We start from the raw sequence: 24,773 nt of genomic DNA on the forward strand, positions 1-24,773 counted from the left end.
GTTTTGCAATAATTTGCACAGTAAATAGCCTTAAAAAGGAAATAAAGCGCTTTCAAGACTTATATCTTGGCTTTTATTCTGCTTTAATTAGAAAGGAACGGGGTGATTTTGATGGCCACATTAGCGGAGATCCTGGAAAATACGGCGAGCAGCAAAGAAACGGTAGTAGCCGTTGCAGCTGCGGCAGACTCTGAAGTCCTGGAAGCGGTCCATCGTTCGCTCGAGCGGAATCTTGCCAGTTTCAGGCTTTTCGACGACTTGGAAAAATTGCATGCTGCAATTGGAAAAAGCCATCCTTATCTCAGCAATCACCCTAAAATAAAAATTCACCATGCAGCCGATCCTCAATCAGCAGCAGAAGCAGCTGTAAAGTCAGTTTCCAACAAGGAATCTGACGTATTGATGAAAGGCCATATACCGACAGCAATATTAATGAAAGCGGTTTTACAGCCGGCATTTGGCCTGCGGACCGATCAGGTTTTATCGCATGTAGCCGCTTTTGAAATCGAAGGTTTCGAACGGCTTGTATTTGTGACGGATGCCGGAATGAACATCCATCCGGATCTGCAGCGAAAAGCTGAGATCATCCAGAATGCTGTTTTTTTCGCACATTCCCTGGGGATCCAAATGCCGGTGGTTGCGCCGCTCGCTGCCATTGAAGTCGTCAATCCCGTTATGCAGGCAACTGTTGATGCCGCCGCGCTTACCGCAATGAATAAGCGCGGACAGCTAACAGGATGCATTGTAGAAGGGCCGCTAGCCCTTGATAATGCGATTTCGCTAAAAGCAGCAAAACACAAAGGGATCGCTGCGAAGTCAGCCGGATTAGCTGATATTCTGTTGGTCCCCAATATCGAATCAGGCAATATCTTGTATAAATCATTGGTGTTTTTTTCGAAAGCGAAAGTGGGAGGCGTCATTGTAGGTGCGAAAGCGCCCATCGTGCTGACTTCCCGGGCAGACAGCGCAGAAACGAAATTGTTCTCGCTTGCACTCGCCATTCGCTCATCGACTATCTAACGAGACCACTAGGAGGAATTTACAATGGAAATTTTCAAAAGAATGGAACAGCACGACTACGAACAATTGGTATTTTGCCAAGATAAAAACTCAGGATTAAAAGCAATCATCTGCATCCACGATACGACGCTCGGACCTGCTCTAGGCGGTACACGCATGTGGAATTATGACACTGAAGAAGAAGCAATCGAAGATGCAATCCGCCTTGGCCGTGGAATGACTTATAAGAACGCAGCTGCCGGATTAAACCTTGGCGGAGGCAAAACGGTTATTATCGGCGATCCGTTGAAAGACAAAAACGAAGAAATGTTCCGTGCATTCGGACGCTTCATCCAAGGCTTGAATGGCCGTTACATCACAGCTGAAGATGTCGGTACAACTGTTGCAGACATGGACTTGATCCATGAAGAAACAGATTTTGTTACAGGCATCTCACCTGCATTCGGTTCTTCAGGAAACCCTTCACCGGTAACTGCTTACGGCATTTACATCGGCATGAAAGCGGCTGCGCTTGAAGCATTCGGCGATGATTCGCTTGAAGGCAAAACGGTTACGGTTCAAGGCGTAGGAAACGTAGCTTATACCCTTTGCAAACATCTTCACGAAGAAGGCGCAAAACTGATTGTTACGGATATTAACCAAGAAGCGGTGCAGCGCGCTGTCAATGATTTCGGCGCCGTGGCTGTTGCACCTAATGAAATCTATTCACAGGAAGCGGATATTTTCGCACCATGTGCAATGGGTGCCATCATCAATGACGATACGATTCCTCAACTGAAAGTTAAAGTCGTTGCAGGATCTGCCAATAACCAATTGAAAGAAGAGCGCCACGGCGATGAATTGGAAGCAAGAGGCATCGTTTATGCACCGGACTTCGTCATCAACTCAGGCGGCGTAATCAACGTTGCGGATGAATTATACGGCTACAATAACGAACGTGCGATGAAGCGCGTAGAAACCATCTATGACAGCATCACTCGCATTTTTGAAATCGCAAAACGCGATGGCATTCCAAGCTACATCGCAGCTGAGCGCATGGCGGAAGAACGCATCAACCGCGTTAAAAACTCAAGATCACAATTTTTGCGCAACGGACATAACATCCTAAGCAGAAGATAATAGAGAAATGGAGGATTCGCTTGTGCAAGAACAGCATCATCGTATTTTGGTCCTGAATCCCGCCTCAGATGCGACTAAAATCGGCGTTTTTGACAACGACATTTTGATTATGGAGAAAACGCTCCATCATTCATCGGATGCATTTGATGAATTTGCTTCATTAGCAGATCAAAGTGCCGTTCGAAAACAAGCGATTCTTGAAGCGTTGGATGAAGAAGGCATGAATGTCTCGAACCTGGCGGCCGTATGCGGTAGGGGGGGATTGCTTCGTCCGATAGAAGGCGGGACCTATTTAGTGAATGAAGCAATGCTCGAAGATTTACAAAAAGGAATATTAGGTCAGCATGCCTCCAATTTAGGGGGCATTGTTGCGTATGAAATTGCAAGTGGCTTAAATATCCCTGCATTTATTGTCGATCCGGTAGTGGTTGATGAGCTATCGCCGCTTGCCAGAGTTTCCGGCTTTAGCGGCATTGAACGAAAATCGATTTTCCATGCCCTGAATCAGAAAGCGGTTGCCCGCAGATACGCAAAAGAGCGGGGGCAAAGCTATGAAGAGGTCCGATTGATCGTCGCCCATTTAGGCAGAGGCATTACTGTCGGAGTCCATCAGGGCGGCAAAGTGGTCGATGTCAACAACGGCCTCCATGGCGATGGCCCATTCAGCATGGAACGCGCAGGGACAATCCCTTCCGGCGATCTGGTGGAGTTGTGTTTTTCCGGTCAATACAGCCGGCGGGAAATGCTGCTGAAGCTTGTCCGGAATTCTGGAGTATCCGGCTATTTAGGGACAAGCGACAGCGTCCGAATCGAACGGCGGATTAAGAATGGCGACCTTGCAGCAAAATCGATTTTTGACGCTATGGCTTATCAAGTAGCGAAAGAAATCGGGGCAGCAAGCGCAGTTCTTGAAGGCCGCATTGATGCCATCATCTTAACGGGATCGTTGGTGCACGGCAAAGCGTTAACCGAAGAAATCACGAAGCGCATCCGCTGGATTTCGGATGTGGTGGTCGTACCGGGGGAAAACGAGCTTCAGGCATTGGCTGAAGGAGCAGTCCGGGTTCTAAGAAATGAAGAAGACGCGAAAGTTTACCCAGCATTATCAGAATAAGGAGGTCATCTTCACTTATGGCACAAAATTATGATGTAGTCATTCTAGGCGGCGGAACGGGCGGATATGTAGCTGCGATCCGTTCAGCACAATTAGGGTTAAAGACGGCGATTGTTGAAAAAGGAAATTTAGGCGGGACCTGTTTACATAAAGGCTGTATTCCAAGCAAAGCGCTGCTGCGCAGTGCGGAAGTCTACTCTACAACGAAAAACCATGCAGCGGACTTCGGCGTGAACACAGGCGATGTTTCATTGGATTTCTCCCGTGTCCAACAGCGAAAACAAGGCATTGTGGACCAATTGCATGCAGGCGTCAAAGGCTTGATGAAAAAAGGCAAAATCGATGTTTATGAAGGCATCGGCCGAATTCTCGGGCCGTCCATCTTTTCGCCAAACCCAGGCACGATTTCAGTGGAACTGAACAACGGGGAAGAAAATGAGATGCTGATCCCGAATAACGTCATCATTGCGACCGGATCTCGTCCGCGCACGCTTCCGGGCCTTGCCATCGACGGGAAATTCGTCATGAGCTCGGATGAAGCGCTTGCGATGGAAGAACTTCCAAAATCTATTCTTATTGTCGGCGGAGGAGTCATCGGCATCGAATGGGCATCTATGCTGAACGATTTCGGGGTGGAAGTCACGGTAATTGAGTACGCTGACCGCATCCTTCCGACGGAAGATAAAGACATTTCGAAAGAAATGCAAAAACTCCTGTCGAAAAAAGGCATCAAATTTGCAACGAGCGCCAAAGTGATGGCTGAAACGCTTCAAACGGGCGAAAACGGCGTGGCGATCCAAGCAGAAACGAAAAACGGCACGGAATCTTTCTCAGCTGAGAAAATGCTGGTTTCGGTTGGGCGCCAGGCAAATGTTGAAAACATCGGCCTGGAAAATACGGACATCGTGGTGGAAAAAGGGTTTATTCAAGTGAAAAACACCTTCCAGACAAAAGAATCGCATATATACGCAATTGGCGATGTTATTGGCGGCCTTCAGCTTGCGCACGTGGCTTCGCATGAAGGCATTACAGCGATCGAGCATATTAAAGGAAATAATCCGCATGCCATCAACTACGATTTGGTCTCCCGCTGCATTTATTCGAATCCGGAAGCGGCAAGCGTCGGCATTACGGAAGATCAGGCAAAAGAAAAAGGCTTTGATGTCAAAGTCGGCAAATTCTCATTTAAAGCAATTGGGAAAGCACTTGTTTACGGCGAGTCAGACGGATTTGTGAAAATTATCGCTGACAAAGCCACGAACGATATTCTCGGTGTCCATATGATTGGGCCGCACGTAACGGATATGATTTCTGAAGCGGGTCTTGCAATGGTGCTTGACGCAACGCCATGGGAAATTGCCGAAACGATCCATCCGCACCCGACATTGTCTGAAGTCATGGGAGAAGCGGCACTTGCTGTAGACGGAAAAGCGATCCATAGCTAAAGGAGGAATTCAAATGGCTTCAAAACACGAAGAAGCAGGTTTGACGAAAGAAGATTTATTGAAGATCTATGAAACGATGATGACGGCGCGCCGTGTGGATGAGCGGATGTGGCTCCTAAACCGGGCCGGCAAAATCCCATTCGTCATTTCATGCCAAGGGCAAGAAGCGGCTCAAGTAGGAGCAGCTTATGCACTGGATAATACGAAAGACTATATTGCACCTTATTACCGTGATTTGGGCGTCGTGCTGCATTTCGGCATGACTCCGAAAGACATTATGCTTTCAGCGTTTGCAAAAGCAGAAGATCCGAACTCCGGCGGCCGCCAGATGCCAGGGCATTTCGGCCAAAAGAAAAACCGTATTCTGACGGGTTCTTCGCCGGTAACGACGCAATTGCCGCATGCAGTCGGTGTTGCACTTGCCGGGAAAATGAAAAAGCAGGATTTCATCACGTTCAATACGCTTGGCGAAGGTTCTTCCAACCAAGGAGATTTCCATGAAGGCTTGAACTTTGCAGGCGTCCATAAATTGCCGGTCATCACAATGGTCGAAAACAATAAATACGCGATTTCTGTTCCATTCGACCGCCAAGTGGCGAGCAAGAACGTATCAGACCGCGCAGCAAGCTACGGCATGCCGGGTGTGACAATTGACGGAAATGATCCGATTGAAGTCTATAAACACGTGAAAGAAGCGGCTGACCGTGCACGCCGCGGCGAAGGCCCAAGCTTGATCGAAACGGTTTCTGAACGGATGACGGCCCATTCATCGGATGATGATCACCGCCAATACCGCTCAGCAGACGAATTGGCTGCGCAAAAAGATAAAGATCCGATCCTGACTTTTGGTGCATATTTGAAAGAAAACGGCATCATGGATGATGAATTGGAAAAAGAAATCAACGACCGCATCATGGTGATCGTAAACGAAGCGACAGATTACGCTGAAAACGCTCCATACGCAGAACCGGAACATGCACTTAAATATGTCTATGCGGAAAAAGGAGGAAACGAATAATGGCAGTAATGAATTATATTGACGCCATCACGCTTGCCATGAAAGAAGAAATGGAACGTGACGAAAACGTTTTTGTCCTAGGTGAAGATGTCGGGAAAAAAGGCGGCGTATTTAAAGCGACGCAAGGATTGTATGATCAATTCGGAGAAGACCGCGTAGTTGATACGCCGCTTGCGGAATCAGCGATTGCCGGTGTTGGAATCGGAGCAGCGATGTACGGCATGCGCCCGATCGCTGAATTCCAATTTGCAGATTTCATCATGCCTGCAGTCAACCAGATCATTTCGGAAGCTTCGCGCATCCGCTACCGGTCGAACAATGATTGGTCATGCCCGATCGTTTTCCGCGCGCCATTTGGCGGCGGCGTTCACGGGGCGCTTTACCACTCCCAATCAGTGGAAGCGGTATTTGCGAATCAGCCTGGATTGAAAATTGTCATCCCGTCCACTCCATACGATGCAAAGGGATTACTGAAAGCGGCGATCCGCGATGAAGATCCGGTCATGTTCTTTGAGCATAAACGGGCTTACCGTTTGATCAAAGGCGAAGTTCCAGAAGACGACTATATTGTTGAAATCGGAAAAGCGGATGTAAAACGCGAAGGCGAAGACATTACCGTCATCACTTACGGACTGGCTGTCCATTTCGCACTTCAAGCGGCAGAGCGCCTGGCAGAAGACGGCATTTCTGCACATGTTCTAGATTTGCGCACGATTTATCCGTTGGATAAAGACGGCATTATCGAAGCAGTGAAGAAAACCGGAAAAGTTCTATTGGTCACAGAAGACAATAAAGAAGGAAGCATTATCGGTGAAGTGGCGGCGATCATCGCTGAAAACTGCCTATTCGACCTTGATGCACCGATCAAACGCTTGGCAGGTCCAGATGTTCCGGCGATGGCGTATGCGCCGACAATGGAAAAATACTTCATGATCAACCCGGATAAAGTGGAAAAAGCGATGCGGGAACTTGCGGAATTTTAATCGAAAAGCGGAGGCGGGCGTTCAGCTCTGAAAGGCTTATGACCCGAGGAGTTGCCCGTTGTGAACAAAGAAAAGTAAAAGATGCACTCAATAAAAGGAGGAATCCCTTTTGGCTATAGAAAATATTAAAATGCCGCAGCTGGGCGAAAGTGTAACAGAAGGAACCATTGAAAAATGGCTCGTTCAGCCAGGAGACCACGTCAATAAATACGATCCTTTGGCTGAGGTCAATACGGATAAAGTAACGGCTGAAGTGCCTTCTTCATTCACGGGTATCATTAAAGAATTGATTGCAAGCGAAGGCGATACGTTGGAGGTCGGAGCGATCGTTTGTACGATCGAAACCGAAGGCGGAGATGCTGCGCCGGCTGAAGAGGAAAAACCGGCTGAAGCCGGAAAAGAAAACGTCATGCCTGCTGCAGATACGGAAGTGACGAAAGGTTTGCAAGGAACGAAAGGTTCCTCACAGCCTGTCCGTCCGGAAGGTTCGAAAGCCCGCTATTCGCCGGCTGTATTGCGCCTCGCGCAAGATAACGACATCGACTTGGCGCAAGTGCAGGGCACTGGAAACGAAGGGCGCATCACGCGCAAAGATTTGCTTGCCTTAATCGAAAGCGGCAATATTCCAAAAGCCGGGGATGCACCTGCAGCGCCGGCCCAAGAAGAAAGCCGTCCGGCTGCAAGTGAGTCTGCACCAGCCCAAGCGCCATCTGCACCAGCACCGGCACAGAAATCCGCGCCGATTGAAAGTGCACCTGGCGATATTGAAATTCCTGTTACGGGTGTCCGCCGTGCGATTGCTGCCAATATGCTGAAGAGCAAGCACGAAGCGCCTCATGCATGGATGATGATCGAAGTTGACGTGACGGAATTGGTTTCCTACCGCGATTCTTTGAAAAAAGATTTCAAGAGCAAAGAAGGATTCAACCTCACGTATTTCGCATTTTTCGTCAAAGCCGTTTCTCAGGCATTGAAAGAATTTCCGATGATGAATTCGATGTGGGCTGGAGATAAAATCATCCAGAAGAAAGACATCAATATTTCTATTGCTGTCGCGTCTGACAATGCCTTATTCGTTCCGGTCATCAAAAACTCGGATGAAAAATCGATTAAAGGCATCGGCAAGGAAATCAACGAATTGGCTGTTAAAGCCCGTTCCGGCAAATTGAAATCTGCTGATATGCAAGGCGGGACATTTACCGTCAACAGCACGGGCTCATTTGGTTCTGTGCAATCAATGGGCATTATCAACCATCCGCAAGCGGCGATTCTGCAGGTCGAGTCGATTGTGAAACGCCCGGTGATCATGGACAATGGCATGATTGCAGCGCGTGATATGGTCAATTTGTGCTTGTCTCTTGACCACCGCGTATTGGATGGGTTGATTTGCGGCCAGTTCATGGCCCGCGTAAAAGAAATTCTCGAAAACATGAACAAAGGCAACACCTCTGTTTATTAATTCCTTGAAACAGAGGTTTCCACCTTTTAAAGCAGAGAGAAAAGCTCGGAGTCTTCGGACTTCGGGCTTTTTTTCCTTTAATGTCCGTGCTCTGTCGGGTAAAATGAAGATAGATCGCCTTTGAGGAGGGAACCCAGTGACAATCGATTCCATGAAACAGACTAAATTTTCGAAGCGTACATATGAAGAATGGCAAACTGCCGCTGAAGGAGCATTGAAAGGCAAGCGGTTCGATGAAACTTTAAAAACAAAAACGCTTGAAGGAATAACGCTCGAACCTCTTTATACAAAAGAAATGCTGGGACAGTCCGGCAAGAAGATTGATGAGCAGATCCAAGCTGTCCGCAGCGGAAAGCAACTGCCGGGCTGGTTTATTGCACAGGAAACGGCAGCGGCTACTGCAACGGATTATTTAGCAGCTGTCAAAGAAGACCTGGCACGCGGAAATGAAATGATTGTCTATACAAGCTTTCAGCGCCTGGAATGGAATGACAGCGAACTAAAGGAATTGGCAGCACTCATCGAACGTTTCCCGTTGTACTTCCGGTTGACATCAGATGACACGCAAATTCTGCGCGTCTTCGATTTTGTCGATGAAGCCAAGCTGACAAATGTCCAAGGCGTGATTTATTCGGAAGAATTTGTGAAAGCGCCTGCAAAAGTACGCACGCAGCTTATTGATACGATCCCGGTCCATCATGCTGGCGGCACTATAATCCATGAACTTGGGGTAGCGCTTAGCATTTTAGCGGAAACAATTAAAAAAGAAGATTTTCAAAATCAAGCTGAAAATACGTGGGTGCGCTTTGCAGTCGATACGGCATTCTTCCAGGAAATTGCAAAATTGCGGGCATTCCGTGTGCTTTGGACGGCCTTTTGTTCAGCATATGGCGAGGAAGCCCCGCCAATCCCGATTTTCACTGAAACATCGGTCCGTTCGTATTCAAAATTGGATCCATACGTCAACTTGCTTCGCGCAGGCAATGCCACTTTTTCAGCGGTGCTTGGCGGAACAAATGCGCATACGGTCCATCCGCATGATTTCCTGACCGTTTCAGACGGCCAGAGCCGACGGATTGCACGGAATGTCCAATTGGTCATTAAAGAAGAAACGCACGTCAATCATGTCATGGATGCAAGTGCGGGATCTTATTTCATCGAAACATTGACGGATGAATACGTCGATGCGGCGTGGCGCTATTTCCTGGAAATCGAAGGGGCAGGCGGCTATACAGAAGCGATGAATTCCGGTTGGCTGACTGATGACATCCAAGCGAAGTGGATGGAGCGCAAAGAAAAAGCGGCACTCCGGGAAATGTCCCTGATCGGCACAAATGTATATGCAAATCCGCAAGAACCGGTTAAAGACGGCCAAATTGATGAGACGCATCTGGAATATATGACTGCGAAACGTTTGGCGGCGCCATTTGAGAAATTGCGGGCGCGCAGCAAAGAAGTGATGCTGAAATCAGCGATTGTCCATCTCGGCCCATTAAAAGCCGTGAAAGCACAATCGGATTTTGTGCAAGGCTTTTTGGCTGTCGGTGGAATCGAGCCGGAAATCAGCCCGGAAATCCGGACAGCGCAGCAATTGAATCAGTTCTTAACAGAAAATCAAATCCAGTTCGCGGTCTTATGCGGAGGGAAAGAAAAAATTGATGAAATTATCCAAGGTTTGGATACAAATGCAGTAGTTGATGTGGCAGGAAGATATCCGGAGCAGCAAATGGCGGAATGGAAAGCTTTCCAGATCAACGATGCCATCTATACAGGCAAACACATCACTTCAAAACTTGAGGAAATTTTAGAGTTAGGAAAGGAGGCTGTTCAAGAATGAAAAAACCGGATTTTACGAAAGTTGACTTGAATGGGCTAAAAGCTTCCCAAACAGAAGATTTTCAGCAAGAGGCATTTGAAACAAATGAAGGCATTGCTGTCAAACCTTTTTATCAGGCAGAAGATGCAGCGGGAACAGAAGATAGTCTTCCAGGATTTGCACCGAATGTCCGCGGTCCTTATTCGACCATGTACGTGTCGCGCCCTTGGACTGTACGGCAATATGCGGGATTCTCGACTGCAGAAGAAAGCAATGCTTTTTACCGCAGAAACTTGGCGATGGGACAAAAAGGGCTGTCCGTCGCATTTGACTTGGCGACCCATAGAGGGTACGACTCTGACCACCCGCGCGTAGTGGGGGATGTTGGAAAAGCGGGAGTTGCGATCGATAGTGTAGAAGACATGAAGATTCTTTTCGACGGAATTCCGCTTGACCAAATGTCCGTGTCAATGACGATGAACGGTGCTGTGGTGCCGATCATGGCATTTTTCATCGTTGCGGCTGAAGAACAAGGGGTCACTCCAGAGCAGCTGGCCGGGACCATTCAAAATGATATTTTGAAGGAATACATGGTCCGCAACACCTATATTTATCCGCCGGCGATGTCGATGCAGATCATTGCCGATATCTTCAAATATACATCAACCAAGATGCCGAAATTCAATTCCATTTCGATCTCGGGTTACCATATCCAGGAAGCAGGAGCGACAGCGGATATCGAATTGGCCTATACGTTGGCAGACGGATTGGAATATGTCCGCACGGGCCTTGCTGCCGGCATCGGCATTGATTCATTTGCGCCGCGTTTGTCATTTTTCTGGGGCATCGGCATGAATTATTTCATGGAAATTGCGAAAATGCGTGCCGCCCGTGAAATTTGGGCGAAAATGATGAAAAGCTTTGATCCAAAAAATGAAAAATCATTGGTATTGCGTACGCATTCCCAAACTTCGGGTTGGAGTTTGACCGAACAGGATCCGTTCAATAACGTCACGCGGACATTGATCGAAGCAAACGCTGCAGCAATGGGGCATACCCAGTCGCTGCACACGAATGCATTGGATGAAGCCATTGCCCTTCCGACCGATTTTTCTGCGCGGATCGCCCGCAATACGCAATTATTCTTGCAGGAAGAAACGATGATGACCAAAGTGATCGATCCTTGGGGCGGCTCTTATTACGTGGAATCTCTGACAAAGGAATTGACGGAAAAAGCATGGCAGCTGATCGAGGAAGTGGAAGAGCTCGGCGGAATGGCGAAAGCGATTGAAACCGGCCTTCCGAAAATGAGAATCGAAGAAGCGGCGGCTAAAAAGCAGGCGCAAATCGATTCCAATGAAGAAGTGATCATCGGGGTTAACCGATACCGCTTAGATGAAGAAGACCCGATCGACATTTTGAATATCGACAATACGATGGTCCGCAATAAACAAATTGAGCGGATTGAACAGATGAAAGCAAATCGCGCTGAGGAAAAAGTGAAGGAAGCACTTGCGAAGTTGACGGAAGCTGCGAAAACTGGCGAAGCAAACATTCTGGAATGCGCTGTTGAAGCTGCCAGATACCGGGCGACACTTGGGGAAATTTCAGATGCGATCGAAGCCGCGTTCGGCCGCCATAAAGCGGTGATCCGTTCGGTGAGCGGCGTTTACAGCTCGAACTTCTCCAATCAGCAGGAAATGGAAACGGTCAAGGAAATGACCGAGGACTTTATTGAAAATGAAGGCCGGAGACCGCGCATTTTGGTCGCGAAAATGGGACAGGATGGCCATGACCGCGGAGCGAAAGTCATCGCTACCGCATTTGCCGATCTTGGCTTTGATGTAGATATCGGGCCCCTATTCCAGACGCCGGCAGAAACGGCCCAGCAGGCGGCAGAAAATGACGTCCATGTGATCGGGGTCAGTTCACTTGCAGCGGGCCATATGACGTTGGTGCCGGACCTTGCAGCAGAACTGAAAAAAATCGGCCGGGAAGATATTCTGATTGTCGTCGGTGGGGTCATCCCGGCGCAAGATTACGAGTTCCTTCGCAACAACGGGGCGAGTGCGATTTTCGGGCCGGGAACAGTCATTCCTGTCGCTGCCCAAAAAGTCATTGAGGAAATTTATGTACGCCTTGGATATGAGGAAGTGGCAGACTGATGGACCGGCAAAAAGGGTCGCGTCGTGTCATGGAAGGCGTGAAAGCCGCACATGACGGCATGAAGTCTTCTCCGCGGAAAAAATTCAAAAAGCCGGAAGCTAAACCGTTCGATGTGGAAGTTATGGCTGACGGGGTGCGCAGCGGTTCGCGTCTGCATCTCGGAAAAGCGATCACTTTACTAGAAAGCGCGAATCCAGCGGATAAAACGAATGGCCAGGAGCTGTTGAACCGGCTCCTGCCGCATACCGGCAACAGCATCCGCCTCGGCATCACCGGAGTGCCGGGAGCCGGCAAAAGCACGTTCATCGAAACGTTCGGCGAAATGCTGACAAGGGAAGACCACCGGGTGGCTGTACTTGCCATCGATCCGAGCTCTTCGATTACCGGCGGCAGCATTTTAGGGGATAAAACCCGGATGGAGCAATTGGCCAAAAATCCGAATGCGTTCATCCGGCCCTCCCCGACAGCTGGCACACTCGGCGGCGTCCATAAAAAAACACGCGAAACGATGCTTCTTTGCGAAGCGGCCGGCTATGATGTCATTTTAATTGAGACGGTCGGCGTCGGACAAAGCGAAACCTTAGTGCGGGGCATGGTCGATATGTTCCTGCTGCTCGTCTTGACTGGTGCCGGGGACGAACTCCAAGGCATGAAAAAAGGCATACTGGAGCTCGCTGATGCTATCATTGTCCATAAAGCAGACCAGCATAATCTGGAGCTTGCCCAGAAAACGGTGCGCGAATACAAACAGATTCTGCATTTTATGCAGCGGGCAACTGAAGGCTGGAAAACGCAGGCGCTGCCGGTGTCTTCATTCGAAAAGACCGGAATCCAGGAAACATGGGCCATGATCCGGGAATTTGAAGAGCTGATCAAGTCGAGCGGCTATTGGCAGAAACGGCGCCAAAACCAAACGAAGGATTGGTTCCGTTCCATGATCACGGATGAATTGCTCGGCCGCTTTTATGGAGACCCCAGCCGCAGCCAGCAGGTGAAAATGCTGGAACGCGAAGTGCTTCAAGAAAAAATGACGGTTTCCCAAGCCATTGCGGATCTGTTCGAGTAAGCTTTTTTGCAACTCTTTTCAAGTCCTGCTATGATAAATAGAGTAATAAATAAGGAGTGTTCGATATGGCAATGGATTTTAATTTTCTGATGAATGATATAGTAACGCAAGCCCGCCAGGAAATGGTTGACGCTGGCTATACGCAATTGCAAACGCCTGAAGAAGTGACAGATGTATTAGCTCAGCCAGGGACTAGCCTTGTGATGATCAACTCTGTATGCGGCTGTGCCGGCGGAATTGCACGTCCAGCAGCTACGCATGCCGTGCATTACGACAAGCGCCCTGACCGTTTAGTAACGGTATTTGCAGGCCAGGACAAAGAAGCAACGGCTCAAGCACGTGCGATTTTCGGCGAAGACCACTTGCCTTCATCTCCATCGTTCGTCTTCATGAAAGATGGCAAAATGGTTGATGAAATCGGCAGACATGAAATTGAAGGGCATGACCCGATGTCTGTAATCACGCATATTCAAGAAATCTTTGAAGAGCATTGCGAAGAAATCTAAAGAGAATGCCCCTCAAAAAGGGGCATTTTTTTATTACGGAGAATGTGGAGGTTAAAGGTTTGGTATTTATTCGCCGAATCCAGACGGCCGCCTACGCTTTTCTTTTGTCCAGATTCCAGCGCCCAACCCCTCGAGTCGCTTCGGTCTTACTGTGAATGGCAAAAAGACGCCATTCACTGCAAGCCCTCCAGCGCTTGTCGGGGCTAAACGAGCGCTTACGCTTTTCTGCGTTGTCCAAACTACGGCAGCCAGATTCTCGGGTCATAAGCCAATCCGGCTGTGCGGCTGAGAACACGCCGCTTCGCCAGATTGTCTTATGCCCGTCGAATCTAGACGGCTGCCTACGCTTTTCTTTTGTCCAGACTCCAGCGGCCAAGTTCTCGGGTCATAAGTCGCCTCGCCTGTGCGGCAAAGAACGCCGCTTCGGCCATTCGCCTTATGCCTTTCGAACTTAAATGGCCGTTTACGCTTTTCTTATAAGGGGATGCCTATGAAACTTAAGAAATACCGGATCGGCTACCGCACGATGAAGACGGCTGCGGGCGTGGCGATTGCCATTTCGCTAGCGCAGTTGCTGCAGCTTGATTATTACGTCTCGGCTGGAATCCTAACGATTCTCTGCATCCAGCCGACGAAAAAGAAATCGATCCGCGCTGCTTTTTCCCGCCTGGTCGCGAGTTTAATTGCAATTGCTTATGCTTTTCTGTTTTTTGAAGGAATTGCGTATCATCCTTTGACCATCGGCATTATGATTTTGCTGTTCATCCCGACTTTGGTGACGCTCCGTTTTGCGGATGGATTTGTGTCAAGTTCGGTCATTCTTTTGCATATTTACGATTCCCAGAACTTGACGCTGGATCTGTTTGTCAATGAATTATCGCTCATGGCTGTCGGTTTTGGCACGGCACTCGCCGTCAATATGTACATGCCGAGCATCGAGAAAAAGCTGGACGATTACCGCTACCAGATTGAAGTGATGTACTCCTCGATTTTCTCGGAAATTGCTAATTACCTCCGGCAAGGGGAATCGGACTGGACGGGAAAAGAATTGATGGAAAGCACAGAGCTGCTGAAAAATGCCAAAGCCCTCGCTTATCAGGATGTTGAAAACCACGTGACCCGCCTTGAAAACAAATATTACCATTACTTTGACATGAGGGAGCAGCAACTGGAAATCATCGAACGCATCTTGCCTAAAATTACAGCATTGCCGGTTATTGTCGGACATTCCCATTTGATCGCAGATTTTTTGGAAGATCTGGCGAGCCATGTCCATTCGGGCAATACCGCTTACCGCTATATCGGCAAGCTGCAAGCCGTCAAAGATGAATTTGCGGACATGCCGCTGCCCGATACCCACGATAAATTCCTGGCAATGGCCGCTTTATATCAAGTGATTGAAGAGATGGATGCTTATTTGGAAATCAAATCTTCCTATAAAGGATTTAAAAGCGCGAAACCTGCTATTGCTTGATAAAAACACAAAACCGATGAAGGGATCCTTCATCGGTTTTTGTGTTTTATTTTTTGTTTTTTAGATCGCCAATGGCGTCTTGTGCTTTGCCTTTTAATTTGTCGGCTTTTCCATCGCGCTGCATTTTTGGATCATCGGTTGCGTTGCCGATCTGATCTTTCATTTCGCCTTTTGCTTTGCTGACAGTGCCTTTTAGTTTGTCTCCGAATCCGTTGTTTTCTGCCATTGTGTATTCCTCCTTGTTGTTGTCTTATTCTATATATAGCCTGAAAAAAGAAATTTAAAACAAATTCGCGTATAATGGAAGCAGGAAACCAAGGAGGGAAAGCATGGAAAAACGCGATGCTAGACAGATTCTGGAACAAAAAATGAAAGAGACGCGGCCGAAATGGACCCGAAGCCAATCTGCGCGCCCTAAAAAATATAAATCAACGATGCAGACCCCTGAAGATTACGTCGTATTGGATTTTGAAACGACCGGGCTCCGTTCCGGCAGCGATAAAATCATTCAGATCGGCGCTGTGAAATACATTCAGCACGAGCGGAAAGAAACGATGTATTTAATGGTCAATCCAGAATGCCCGATTTCCGGAACCATTACGCGGATCACCGGCATTACGAACAAGGATGTTGAAAATGCGCCCGTGATCGAAGAAGTGGCGCACGAACTGATTGCTTTTATTGGCGGACTGCCGATAGTTGCACATAATGCGCCGTTTGATATGGGCTTTCTTTATGCATTGGAAGACATTACGCCGATCCCGGAATATACGGTCATTGATACCGTTAAACTTGCCAGAAGAGCGATTACGGAGACGCCGAACCATAAGCTGACGACGCTGACCGCTTTTTTGAAATTAGAGCATGATGCCCATGATGCGCTTGGCGATTGCCTGGCGACGGCTTCCATCTATCAATTTTGTGTGGAACGGCTGCGCTGAAAACGAAAAAACGGAAAATCGGCAAGTGCGATTTTCCGTCTTTTTCTATTTTTCCAGCCTTTAAATGATGAAGCTGATGCCCATAAGCAAACTTGAAAGCAGCATTAGACCGACCATTGTGTAGACAATCACTTTTCGGAAAGCACTATTTCTCATCCATCGAAACTCCTTTATAGATAGTTGAACTTTGTCTTTATCATAGCATATTTCAAATGCATTTTATAGGAAGACCTTTGGCATTATCCAAATATTCAAGAAGAACTAGAGTTTTCCGAACTGAATCTGTACAATAAAAGAGAACATAAAAAAGGAAGTGAATTTAATGAAGAAAGTCGACCATATCGGAATTGCGGTGCGCAGCATCAACGAAGTGCTTCCTTATTATACGGAGACGCTCGGCTGTCCTTTATTGAAAATCGAAGAAGTGGAATCGCAGAACGTGCGTGTGGCTTTTATCGATGCGGGCAATATTAAACTGGAATTGCTTGAACCGATGGATCGTGCTGGAGCGGTTTATAAATTTATCGAAAAAAGAGGGGAAGGCATCCATCACATCGCTTTTGGAGTAGATGACATCGAATCCCGCATGAAAGAACTCCGGGATAATGGAGTACAGTTATTAAGTGAACATGCAAATCCAGGAGCAGGCGGTGCTTTAGTGGCGTTCCTGCATCCAAAATCTTCAAATGGCGTATTATACGAACTTTGTGAAAAGCAATGATTGAGGAGTGGGGAAATGGACATTTACGAAAGAATCAATGAATTATACGACCGAAAACGGGAGATTGAACTCGGAGGCGGAGAAGAACGCATTGACAAACAGCATGAAAAAGGGAAATTGACGGCACGGGAACGCATTGAATTGCTTGTCGATGAAGGTTCCTTCGTCGAACTTAGCCCGTTCGTGGAACATCGCACAACGGATTTTGGCATGGCAAAAGGGCCGGGCGAAGGGGTTGTTACCGGATACGGCAAAGTGAACGGACGTCCGATTTATTTGTTTTCCCAAGACTTTACAGTATTCGGCGGGGCGCTCGGCGAAATGCATGCCCAAAAGATTGCCAACGTGATGGATTTAGCCGCTAAAAATGGCGCACCGTTCATCGGATTGAACGATTCAGGCGGCGCGCGCATCCAGGAAGGCGTCCTGTCCCTCGACGGATACGGCCATATTTTTTACCGGAATTCCATCTATTCGGGCGTCATCCCTCAGATTTCAGTCATCATGGGACCATCCGCAGGCGGCGCTGTCTATTCGCCGGCCATCACAGACTTTGTGTTCATGGTCGACAAAACGAGCCAGATGTTCATTACCGGACCGAAAGTAATTGAAACGGTGACGGGGGAGAAAATTTCTTCTGAAGACCTCGGTGGATCTCGCGTACATACAGCAATAAGCGGCAATGCGCATTTCCGTTCGGATTCCGAGCAGGAAGTGCTGAAAATGGTGCGCCAATTGATCAGCTACTTGCCGCAAAATAATCAGGAAATGCCGCCGCGACTGGAAGTGGATGAAAAAGACGATTACCGGCCAGATCTTGCGGACATTGTGCCGTTTGAAGCCATCCGTCCATATGACGTCCGCAAAGTGGTGGAACAAGTAGTGGATACCGATAGCTTTATGGAAGTGCAGCCGGAATTTGCCCGCAATATCGTCATTGGACTTGCCCGCATTAAAGGCGAAACAGTCGGCTTGGTGTGCAACCAGCCGAAAGTAATGGCTGGCGGCCTTGACATCGATTCATCCGACAAAGCAGCGCGCTTTATCCGCTTCTGTGATTCGTTCAACATTCCGCTCATTACGTTTGAAGATGTGACCGGATTCTTCCCGGGCATCAAACAAGAACACGGCGGCATTATCCGCCATGGTGCGAAAATCCTTTACGCATATTCAGAAGCGACCGTTCCGAAAATGACGGTTATTCTTCGGAAAGCATACGGCGGCGCCTATGTGGCGCTTAACTCGAAATCAATCGGCGCCGATCTTGTATATTCGTGGCCGAATGCGGAAATTGCGGTAATGGGCCCCCAAGGCGCAGCAAATATCATTTTTGCCCGCGAAATCGCGGCAAGTGATAATCCGGAAGAAACGCGGGCTGCCAAAATCGAAGAATACCGCGAAAAGTTTGCGAACCCATACGTGGCTGCTGCACGCGGAATGGTCGATGACGTCATCGATCCGCGCGAAACCCGCATCAAACTGATCCAGGCGCTTGAAATGATGCGCAATAAAAAAGATACTAGACCGGCGAAAAAGCACGGGAATATGCCGCTGTAATAAGAAAAGCGGAAACGGCCGTTCAGGTTCGACAGGCATAAGACAAGCTGGCGAAGCGGCGTTCTATGCCGCATAGCCAGGATGGCTTATGTCCGAGAATCTGGCCGTTGGAGTCTGGACAATAAGAAAAGCGGAAACGGCCGTTCAGCCTCGACCAGCTTAAGACGGATTGTCGAAGCGGCGCTTTTTGCCGCACAGGCAAGACGGCTTAAGACCTCGAGAGGCTGGCCGTTGCAGCTGGACAATAAGAAAAGCAGAAACGGCCGTTCAGGTTCGCCAGCCATATTCGCTGCACCAAATAAAGAAACGAGAAACGGTTGTCCGCAAAAGACAAGTTCCTTTCCATTCCTTTTCAAACTGGAATGTCTTTACTTTCATAGATTTTATAAAAGAGGGGTGCCAGATGAACAAGGAGAGATTATTAAACGAGTTTCTGGAATTGGTCCAGATTGATTCGGAAACAAAAAATGAAGCGGAAATCGCTTCGGTGCTAAAGCGAAAATTAGAGGATATCGGCTTTCACGTGGCGGAAGATGATTCATCGGTCCGCAACGGGCACGGGGCAAACAATTTGATTGCGACGCTGCGCGGCGCTTTTACAGAAGTGCCAGCCATCTATTTCACCGTCCATATGGACACGGTAGTGCCAGGCAAAGGCATCAAACCGGAAGTGCGTGATGGCTATGTGGTATCAGACGGTACGACCATTCTCGGTGCGGATGATAAAGCCGGAATAGCCGCGTTGTTTGAAATGGTCCGGACAATCCAGGAACAGCAAGTGGAGCACGGCGATATCCAATTTGTCATCACCGCTGGAGAAGAAAGCGGCCTTGCAGGAGCGAAAGAGCTGGATCCATCCATGTTGATTGCGGAATACGGCTATGCGGTAGACAGCGACGGAAAAGTCGGCGGAATTGTCACGTCAGCACCGAATCAGGCAAAATTATGGACGACGATCCATGGCAAAACGGCGCATGCAGGCGTTGCACCTGAAAAAGGGATTTCGGCGATTACAATTGCAGCAAAAGCCATTGCGAAGATGAACCTTGGCCGCATCGACGAAGAAACGACAGCTAATATTGGCCGCTTCGAAGGCGGACAAGCGACGAATATCGTCTGCGACGAAGTGCATATCCTTTCTGAAGCGCGGTCCATCAGTGAAGACAAATTAGCTGCCCAGACGGCGCATATGGAATCCGTTTTTGAAACGGTGGCGAAACAAATGGGCGGGAAGGCCGTAACGGAAGTGAAGTTGATGTATCCGGGCTTCCGTTTCGAAGAATCGGAACGGGTCGTTCAAATTGCAAAAAAAGCAGCACAAAAAATCGGACGACCATCGCCTGTTTTGACAAGCGGCGGCGGAAGCGATGCGAACATCTTCAATGGCTTCGGCATTCCAACCGCGAATCTTTGCGTCGGCTACGAAGAAATTCATACGACGAAAGAGCGCATCCCGGTAGAAGAATTGGAGAAATTAGCTGAAATGCTGATTGAAATTGTGAAAGAATCAACGAAAGCCCAATAATCGAATAAGTTGGACAAAGGGAGAACAAGCTGTTTGTTCTCTCTTTTTTTGTTAAAATGGAAGAAAAAGCGAAAGTGAAGCGATTTTCATGAGCGGGCGAGTGATTTTCCACATCGATATGAATAGTTTTTATGCCTCGGTTGAGCAATCTCACGACCCGACCCTTAAAGGAAAGCCGATTGCGATTGCCGGGAATCCGAAAGAACGGCGCGGCATTATCGTGACTTGCTCTTACGAGGCGCGAGCGCATGGCATCTACACAACCATGCAGGTCTTTGAAGCGAAGAGAAAGTTTCCGGAATTGATCCTGTTGCCTCCGAACTTTGATCGGTATCGCACGGCGTCAAAAGCCATGTTCGAAATTCTGCGGTCCTATACCGATTTGGTCGAACCGGTGTCAATCGACGAAGGCTACATCGATATGACTGAACTGGCCCAGGAACGGAATGCGGTTTCGCTCGCGGAAGAAATACAGCAGCGCATTTTAGCGGAACTGGATCTTCCCTGTTCGATTGGCATTGCGCCGAATAAATTCCTGGCAAAAACGGCCTCGGATATGAAAAAGCCTATGGGCATCACCATATTGAGAAAACGTGAAATCCGCGAGAAGCTTTGGCCGCTCCCCGTCATTGAAATGCACGGCATCGGCGAAAGCACAGCAGAAAAGCTGAAAAACTTAAAAATCGCGACGATTGGCGATTTAGCTTTGGCCAATCCTGGATTAATCAAAGAGAAGATGGGCAAGAATGGCTTAAGGCTGCAAAATCGGGCCAATGGAATAGATGACCGGGCAGTGGATCCGGAATCTATCTACGATACAAAAAGCGTTGGAACTTCCACCACTTTGCCGATTGACGAAACAGATGAAGAAAATTTAAGGGTGATCTTCCGGAACCTCAGCGCAAAAGTCGCAAACCGGTTGGAAGCAAAGGAATTGGCTGGGCCTACTGTCAGCATTCAGACCCGCAGCTCTGAATGGAAAAATCGGACGCGCAGCGTCACATTAAGAAATACGGTATGGAAAGCCGATGATATTTTTCGCAACGCTTGGCAGCTATTCATCAAAAATTGGAACGGGGAGCCCTTGCGGCTAGTAGGCGTGACGGTATCAAACGTAGCGGCAAAAGAAGATATGACCGAACAGCTATCCATATTTAATTTTCAGGAGCATGCGAAAGAAGAGCCGATCCTGAATTTGATTTCGCAGCTTGAAACAAAGTTTGGCAAAAATGTGCTGAGCAAAGGGGTCAAACTAAAAAAAACCTCGTATGATTCAAAAACGAGCTTCAGCAAAGACTTTTTGGATGACCACGAAAGAAAGTAGGGGGATTATGCAATTATTATTTCTTGGAACCGGAGCGGGCATGCCGTCCAAACAGCGAAATACCAGTTCGCTTGCACTTAAATTGCTTGAAGAACGCGGCACCATCTGGCTTTTCGATGTGGGGGAAGCCACTCAGCATCAAATCCTTCATACAACGTTGAAACCCCGGAAAATCGAGAAAATCTTCATTACCCATTTGCACGGCGACCATATTTTCGGATTGCCGGGATTGCTCGGCTCCAGGTCGTTCCAAGGGAGCGATCAGCCGCTTGAAATCTATGGGCCTGAAGGCATCCGGGAATTTGTGGAAAGCGTCTTGAAAATTAGCCGGACCCACTTGACCTATCGGCTTGTTTTTATTGAAAAGCTGGAAGGCCGCATTTTTGAAGACGACACGATGGTGGTTGAAACGGCTCTGCTGGACCATGTCATTCCATCTTACGGCTACCGGATCACCCAAAAACCGCGGCCGCCGAAATTAAATATTGAAAAAGCGACGCTGCTCGGTGTACCGAAAGGCCCGCTGCTTGCGAAACTGAAGCGCGGAGAAGACGTGGTGCTTGAAGACGGAAAAATAGTAAAAAGCTCTGAAGTGACAGAAGCGGAAGAGCCGGGATTTGTCGTCTCCATTTTGGGCGATACCCGCTTTTGCCAAGCGGCCATCGATTTAAGCCGGGGGGCGGATGCTGTGGTCCATGAAGCCACATTTGATGCGAAGACGCAGAAATTAGCGAAAGACTATGGCCATTCCACCATTTCCGACGCAGCGGAAACGGCACGGAGAGCAGAAGCGAAATTGCTGATTGCGAATCACATCAGCGCGAGGTTTTTGCCGGAAGACGAAAAAACCCTGAAAAATCAGGTCAAAGAGCTCTTTCCGGATCTGGAAATCGCCCGGGATTTCATGGAATTCGACTGGAATATGCATACACGAAAATTTAAGAAGAAAATGGAAAGCCATCGATAAAAAGATGGCTTTTTTTGAGAGTTCAAAATTTTTTATGCAAATAATAGAACATACGTTCCTTTTGTGTTAAAATAAAGGTACAGCTGCAGAGGGCGGTACGGCCATTCCCCAGGAAAGGGGGTGGTGAAATGACGATTACAGAATCATTCGGGCTTGTTTTTACGAGCATTGGCCTGACCATTAGTGCGTTAACTTTTGTTGTGTCGTTGATTCTCGTCATAAATAAAAAAAAATAACCGTCCCTGTGGTGAGGAATGACGGTTATTTTCTAAAGCCGAGTTCCAGCCAAGCCGCTCTCAGGCGGTAAGCAGCTGGCCGAATGCGCTTTGCATTCGGTTTTTTTATGAAGAAGTCCAAGCCTGAATCAGACCCGTCCATCTTTCATTGTATTACTTTTAGTATACTAAATTTTGAGTTTTTTGCAACTGCCTTACACCCATCCGCGTTTATAGGGCACTGGCACGTCGATATCTGCTTTCAGCTCTTTTGCTGCAGTATATGCCCAGTAGGGGTCACGGAGCAATTCACGGGCCAGGAAGACCAAATCCGCGCGGCCGTTTTGCAGAATTTCTTCTGCGTGGAGCGCGTTTGTGATCAATCCGACAGCGCCGACTTCGATAGGGGTTTCATGTTTGATCGTTTCTGCAAACGGCACTTGATATCCTGGGAAAGCGTTGATTTTTGCTGGAACGACAGCTCCTGAACTGACGTCCACCAAATCCACTCCTTGGGCTTTCATCCACTTCGCCATTTCTACGTACAATTCCGGCGTCATGCCGCCTTCCGTATAATCATGGGCTGAGATGCGGACGAATAGAGGACCGTGCCATACTTCATTTACAGCATCAATGATCTCTCTCAAGATACGGTAGCGATTCTCAGATGATCCGCCGTATTCATCGCTGCGTTTATTGCTAAGCGGCGACAAAAACTGATTGATCAAATAACCATGAGCTGCGTGCAGTTCAATCACATCAAATCCAGCTTGTTTCGAACGCTCAGCCGCCATTTTAAACGCTTCGACTGTTTCTTTGATTTCCGCAACGCTCATTTCCTCCGGCATTTTGTATTGGTCGCTAAAGGCGATTGCACTCGGAGCTTGAATCGGGCCGTCTACCGTCGCTTTTCTTCCGGCATGCGCCAATTGGATGCCGGTTTTCGAGCCATGCAATTTCATGAGGCGTACAAGTTCAGCCAATCCTTCAATATGCCCGTCTTCCCAGATCCCAAGGTCCTGAGCAGAAATGCGTCCTTGCGGCTGGACAGCTGTAGCCTCCAGAATAATGAGCCCTACTTGGCCGACAGCACGCGCCGGATAATGGACCCGGTGCCAGTCCGTGACCTGGCCGTCTTCTTTATCGCTTTGGTACATGCACATCGGGGCCATGACGATGCGATTTTTAAAGGTTGTGTTTTTGATGGTGTATTCTTCGAATAATTTTGCCATTCCAAATGCCTCCTCTTATTTACAAAACAATCAGAGTTTAAGTATAGCAAAATACCTTATTCAAACTCTCGTCCCAAAGCTTGGGATCTGGCCGCTGCTTGTTCGACACATTGGCTGACGATTCCCTTGAAGTCATTTTTTTCAAGCGCAGCGATGCCTGCAGCAGTTGTTCCGTTCGGGCTCGTGACTTTTTTCCGCAGCTCAGCAAAATCCTCGTGCTGCAGCATATCGGCAGCTCCGGAAAATGTCTGCCGGACCAATTTTTTGGCATCGCCAGGGGACAGGCCATTTTGTATAGCCGCTTCCGTCATCGCTTCTGCAAAATAATAGATATATGCCGGGCCGCTGCCGGCCACTGCCGTTACAGCATCAAGCTGGCTTTCTTCTACGACAGTGACGCCGCCGATCGACGACAGCAAGTTTCGCAAATCGTGCTGCTGGTTTGTGGAAACGTAGCGGCTCCAGGCCACACCGGTAGCGGATTTGCCGATCTTTGCCGACGTATTTGGCATTGCGCGCGCCACCGGCAAATTGCCGACGTATTTTTGGATGGTCTGGATCGAAACGCCAGCCACTACCGATAAAATGACAGCATCTCCTGAAAGCTTGTCTTTAATGCTCGTTAAAGCGGCTTCCACATCTTTAGGCTTCATAGCCAATAAAATGAAATCCGCATTCTTCAATTCATTCTTTTCTTCCTGGACGATTTTCACGCCATATTCGTCTTTTAGGAATTCCAGCCGTTCTTTATCGGACTTGTTTGTCACCGCAATTTCTTCAGGTTTCAAAATCTTCTTTTGAATCCATCCATGAACCATGGATTCTGCCATTGAACCGGCGCCTACACATACAATATTCATTTGCCTCACGTCCTTTGTCAAAAGTCATAATATAAGTTTGCGCATACTCTAAAAATCCGGGGAAGCGCCAAATAAAAAAAGCGCATCCGTCCCAGCATCTGCAAGGACGAAAACGCTTGGTTTCCGCGGTACCACCTAAGTTTGCCGATAAACGGCACGACTCGAAATCCTTACCGCGGATAAAACGTCCGTGTTTTCACGGCAGCTCAAAAGTAGGTTCAAGAAGGGAGCGGGGATGCACATTT

22 protein-coding genes and 1 other annotated feature (1 of these 23 cut by a window edge) are annotated in these 24,773 nt (G+C 48.2%); of the genes, 18 read left to right on the forward strand and 4 right to left on the reverse strand.

The features are described 5' to 3' along the window. Nucleotides 1–111 precede the first annotated feature (111 nt). The 12 genes from yqiS to MTR82_RS09775 all read left to right on the forward strand — a co-directional run bounded on the left by yqiS (nt 112) and on the right by MTR82_RS09775 (nt 15,186). A complete protein-coding gene (gene yqiS / locus MTR82_RS09720) occupies nt 112–1,020 on the forward strand; it encodes a phosphate butyryltransferase (RefSeq protein ID WP_246808846.1) in 909 nt (302 codons plus the stop codon). Between the two features lie 24 nt (nt 1,021–1,044). Continuing rightward, nucleotides 1,045–2,139, forward strand: coding sequence for a Leu/Phe/Val dehydrogenase (locus MTR82_RS09725; RefSeq protein WP_246808847.1), 1,095 nt, complete (start codon nt 1,045–1,047; stop codon nt 2,137–2,139). 22 nt (nt 2,140–2,161) lie between these two features. Continuing rightward, on the forward strand, nt 2,162–3,253 hold the full coding sequence (gene buk / locus MTR82_RS09730; RefSeq protein WP_246808848.1) for a butyrate kinase: 1,092 nt from the start codon (nt 2,162–2,164) through the stop codon (nt 3,251–3,253). A 17-nt stretch (nt 3,254–3,270) separates the two neighbouring features. Then, on the forward strand, nt 3,271–4,698 hold the full coding sequence (gene lpdA, locus MTR82_RS09735; protein WP_246808849.1) for a dihydrolipoyl dehydrogenase: 1,428 nt from the start codon (nt 3,271–3,273) through the stop codon (nt 4,696–4,698). Between the two features lie 13 nt (nt 4,699–4,711). Continuing rightward, entirely contained in the window at nt 4,712–5,716 is a 1,005-nt protein-coding gene (locus MTR82_RS09740; RefSeq protein ID WP_246808850.1) for a thiamine pyrophosphate-dependent dehydrogenase E1 component subunit alpha, read from the forward strand. Continuing rightward, complete coding sequence (locus MTR82_RS09745; RefSeq protein ID WP_246808851.1) at nt 5,716–6,699, forward strand: alpha-ketoacid dehydrogenase subunit beta; 984 nt, start codon at nt 5,716–5,718, stop codon at nt 6,697–6,699. Before MTR82_RS09740 ends, MTR82_RS09745 begins: the two co-directional genes overlap by 1 nt. A gap of 109 nt (nt 6,700–6,808) precedes the next feature. After that, nucleotides 6,809–8,158 carry a dihydrolipoamide acetyltransferase family protein gene (locus tag MTR82_RS09750; protein ID WP_246808852.1) on the forward strand — a complete coding sequence of 450 codons (1,350 nt, stop codon included), beginning with the start codon at nt 6,809–6,811 and terminating at the stop codon, nt 8,156–8,158. Nucleotides 8,159–8,294: 136 nt separating this feature from the next. Continuing rightward, complete coding sequence (locus MTR82_RS09755; protein WP_246808853.1) at nt 8,295–9,995, forward strand: methylmalonyl-CoA mutase family protein; 1,701 nt, start codon at nt 8,295–8,297, stop codon at nt 9,993–9,995. Then, complete coding sequence (gene scpA / locus MTR82_RS09760) at nt 9,992–12,139, forward strand: methylmalonyl-CoA mutase (protein ID WP_246808854.1); 2,148 nt, start codon at nt 9,992–9,994, stop codon at nt 12,137–12,139. Before MTR82_RS09755 ends, scpA begins: the two co-directional genes overlap by 4 nt. Continuing rightward, entirely contained in the window at nt 12,139–13,206 is a 1,068-nt protein-coding gene (gene meaB, locus MTR82_RS09765) for a methylmalonyl Co-A mutase-associated GTPase MeaB (RefSeq protein ID WP_246808855.1), read from the forward strand. The genes scpA and meaB overlap by 1 nt, the downstream gene beginning before the upstream one ends. Before the next feature lie 65 nt (nt 13,207–13,271). Further along, entirely contained in the window at nt 13,272–13,712 is a 441-nt protein-coding gene (locus MTR82_RS09770) for a BrxA/BrxB family bacilliredoxin (protein WP_052651720.1), read from the forward strand. A gap of 484 nt (nt 13,713–14,196) precedes the next feature. Then, nucleotides 14,197–15,186 carry an aromatic acid exporter family protein gene (locus tag MTR82_RS09775; RefSeq protein ID WP_246808856.1) on the forward strand — a complete coding sequence of 330 codons (990 nt, stop codon included), beginning with the start codon at nt 14,197–14,199 and terminating at the stop codon, nt 15,184–15,186. A 46-nt stretch (nt 15,187–15,232) separates the two neighbouring features. Here the strand turns inward: MTR82_RS09775 and MTR82_RS09780 are convergent, their stop codons facing one another. Then, nucleotides 15,233–15,412 (reverse strand): CsbD family protein, encoded by a 180-nt coding sequence (locus MTR82_RS09780; protein WP_052651718.1) that lies wholly within the window; start codon nt 15,410–15,412, stop codon nt 15,233–15,235. Between the two features lie 103 nt (nt 15,413–15,515). On the opposite strand from MTR82_RS09780, the gene MTR82_RS09785 reads away from it, so the two are divergent. Continuing rightward, the gene (locus MTR82_RS09785; protein ID WP_052651717.1) at nt 15,516–16,127 is read left to right on the forward strand and encodes a 3'-5' exonuclease; all 612 of its coding nucleotides are present in this window, start codon (nt 15,516–15,518) and stop codon (nt 16,125–16,127) included. A gap of 60 nt (nt 16,128–16,187) precedes the next feature. On the opposite strand, the gene prli42 is transcribed toward MTR82_RS09785, so the two are convergent. Further along, the gene (prli42, locus tag MTR82_RS09790) at nt 16,188–16,283 is read right to left on the reverse strand and encodes a stressosome-associated protein Prli42 (RefSeq protein WP_199876604.1); all 96 of its coding nucleotides are present in this window, start codon (nt 16,281–16,283) and stop codon (nt 16,188–16,190) included. Nucleotides 16,284–16,449: 166 nt separating this feature from the next. On the opposite strand from prli42, the gene mce reads away from it, so the two are divergent. The 5 genes from mce (at nt 16,450) to rnz (ending at nt 22,221) form a co-directional block, all read left to right on the forward strand. Beyond that, nucleotides 16,450–16,848 (forward strand): methylmalonyl-CoA epimerase, encoded by a 399-nt coding sequence (mce, locus tag MTR82_RS09795; protein WP_246808857.1) that lies wholly within the window; start codon nt 16,450–16,452, stop codon nt 16,846–16,848. A gap of 15 nt (nt 16,849–16,863) precedes the next feature. After that, nucleotides 16,864–18,405 (forward strand): acyl-CoA carboxylase subunit beta, encoded by a 1,542-nt coding sequence (locus tag MTR82_RS09800; RefSeq protein ID WP_052651715.1) that lies wholly within the window; start codon nt 16,864–16,866, stop codon nt 18,403–18,405. A gap of 403 nt (nt 18,406–18,808) precedes the next feature. Further along, on the forward strand, nt 18,809–19,930 hold the full coding sequence (locus MTR82_RS09805; RefSeq protein ID WP_246808858.1) for a M20/M25/M40 family metallo-hydrolase: 1,122 nt from the start codon (nt 18,809–18,811) through the stop codon (nt 19,928–19,930). Nucleotides 19,931–20,018: 88 nt separating this feature from the next. After that, complete coding sequence (locus MTR82_RS09810) at nt 20,019–21,254, forward strand: DNA polymerase IV (protein WP_246808859.1); 1,236 nt, start codon at nt 20,019–20,021, stop codon at nt 21,252–21,254. Nucleotides 21,255–21,261: 7 nt separating this feature from the next. Next, entirely contained in the window at nt 21,262–22,221 is a 960-nt protein-coding gene (gene rnz, locus MTR82_RS09815; RefSeq protein WP_246808860.1) for a ribonuclease Z, read from the forward strand. Between the two features lie 430 nt (nt 22,222–22,651). Here rnz and namA read toward each other — a convergent pair whose 3' ends face one another. Together namA and proC are read right to left on the reverse strand one after the other, a co-directional pair. Beyond that, nucleotides 22,652–23,668 (reverse strand): NADPH dehydrogenase NamA, encoded by a 1,017-nt coding sequence (gene namA / locus MTR82_RS09820; RefSeq protein ID WP_246808861.1) that lies wholly within the window; start codon nt 23,666–23,668, stop codon nt 22,652–22,654. Between the two features lie 56 nt (nt 23,669–23,724). After that, the gene (gene proC / locus MTR82_RS09825; protein WP_110925613.1) at nt 23,725–24,528 is read right to left on the reverse strand and encodes a pyrroline-5-carboxylate reductase; all 804 of its coding nucleotides are present in this window, start codon (nt 24,526–24,528) and stop codon (nt 23,725–23,727) included. A gap of 99 nt (nt 24,529–24,627) precedes the next feature. Beyond that, nucleotides 24,628–24,773: a binding site (T-box leader), on the reverse strand; it runs 62 nt beyond the window's last position.

Source organism: Planococcus ruber, assembly GCF_022819085.1.
GTDB classification, from domain to species: Bacteria; Bacillota; Bacilli; order Bacillales_A; family Planococcaceae; genus Planococcus; species Planococcus ruber.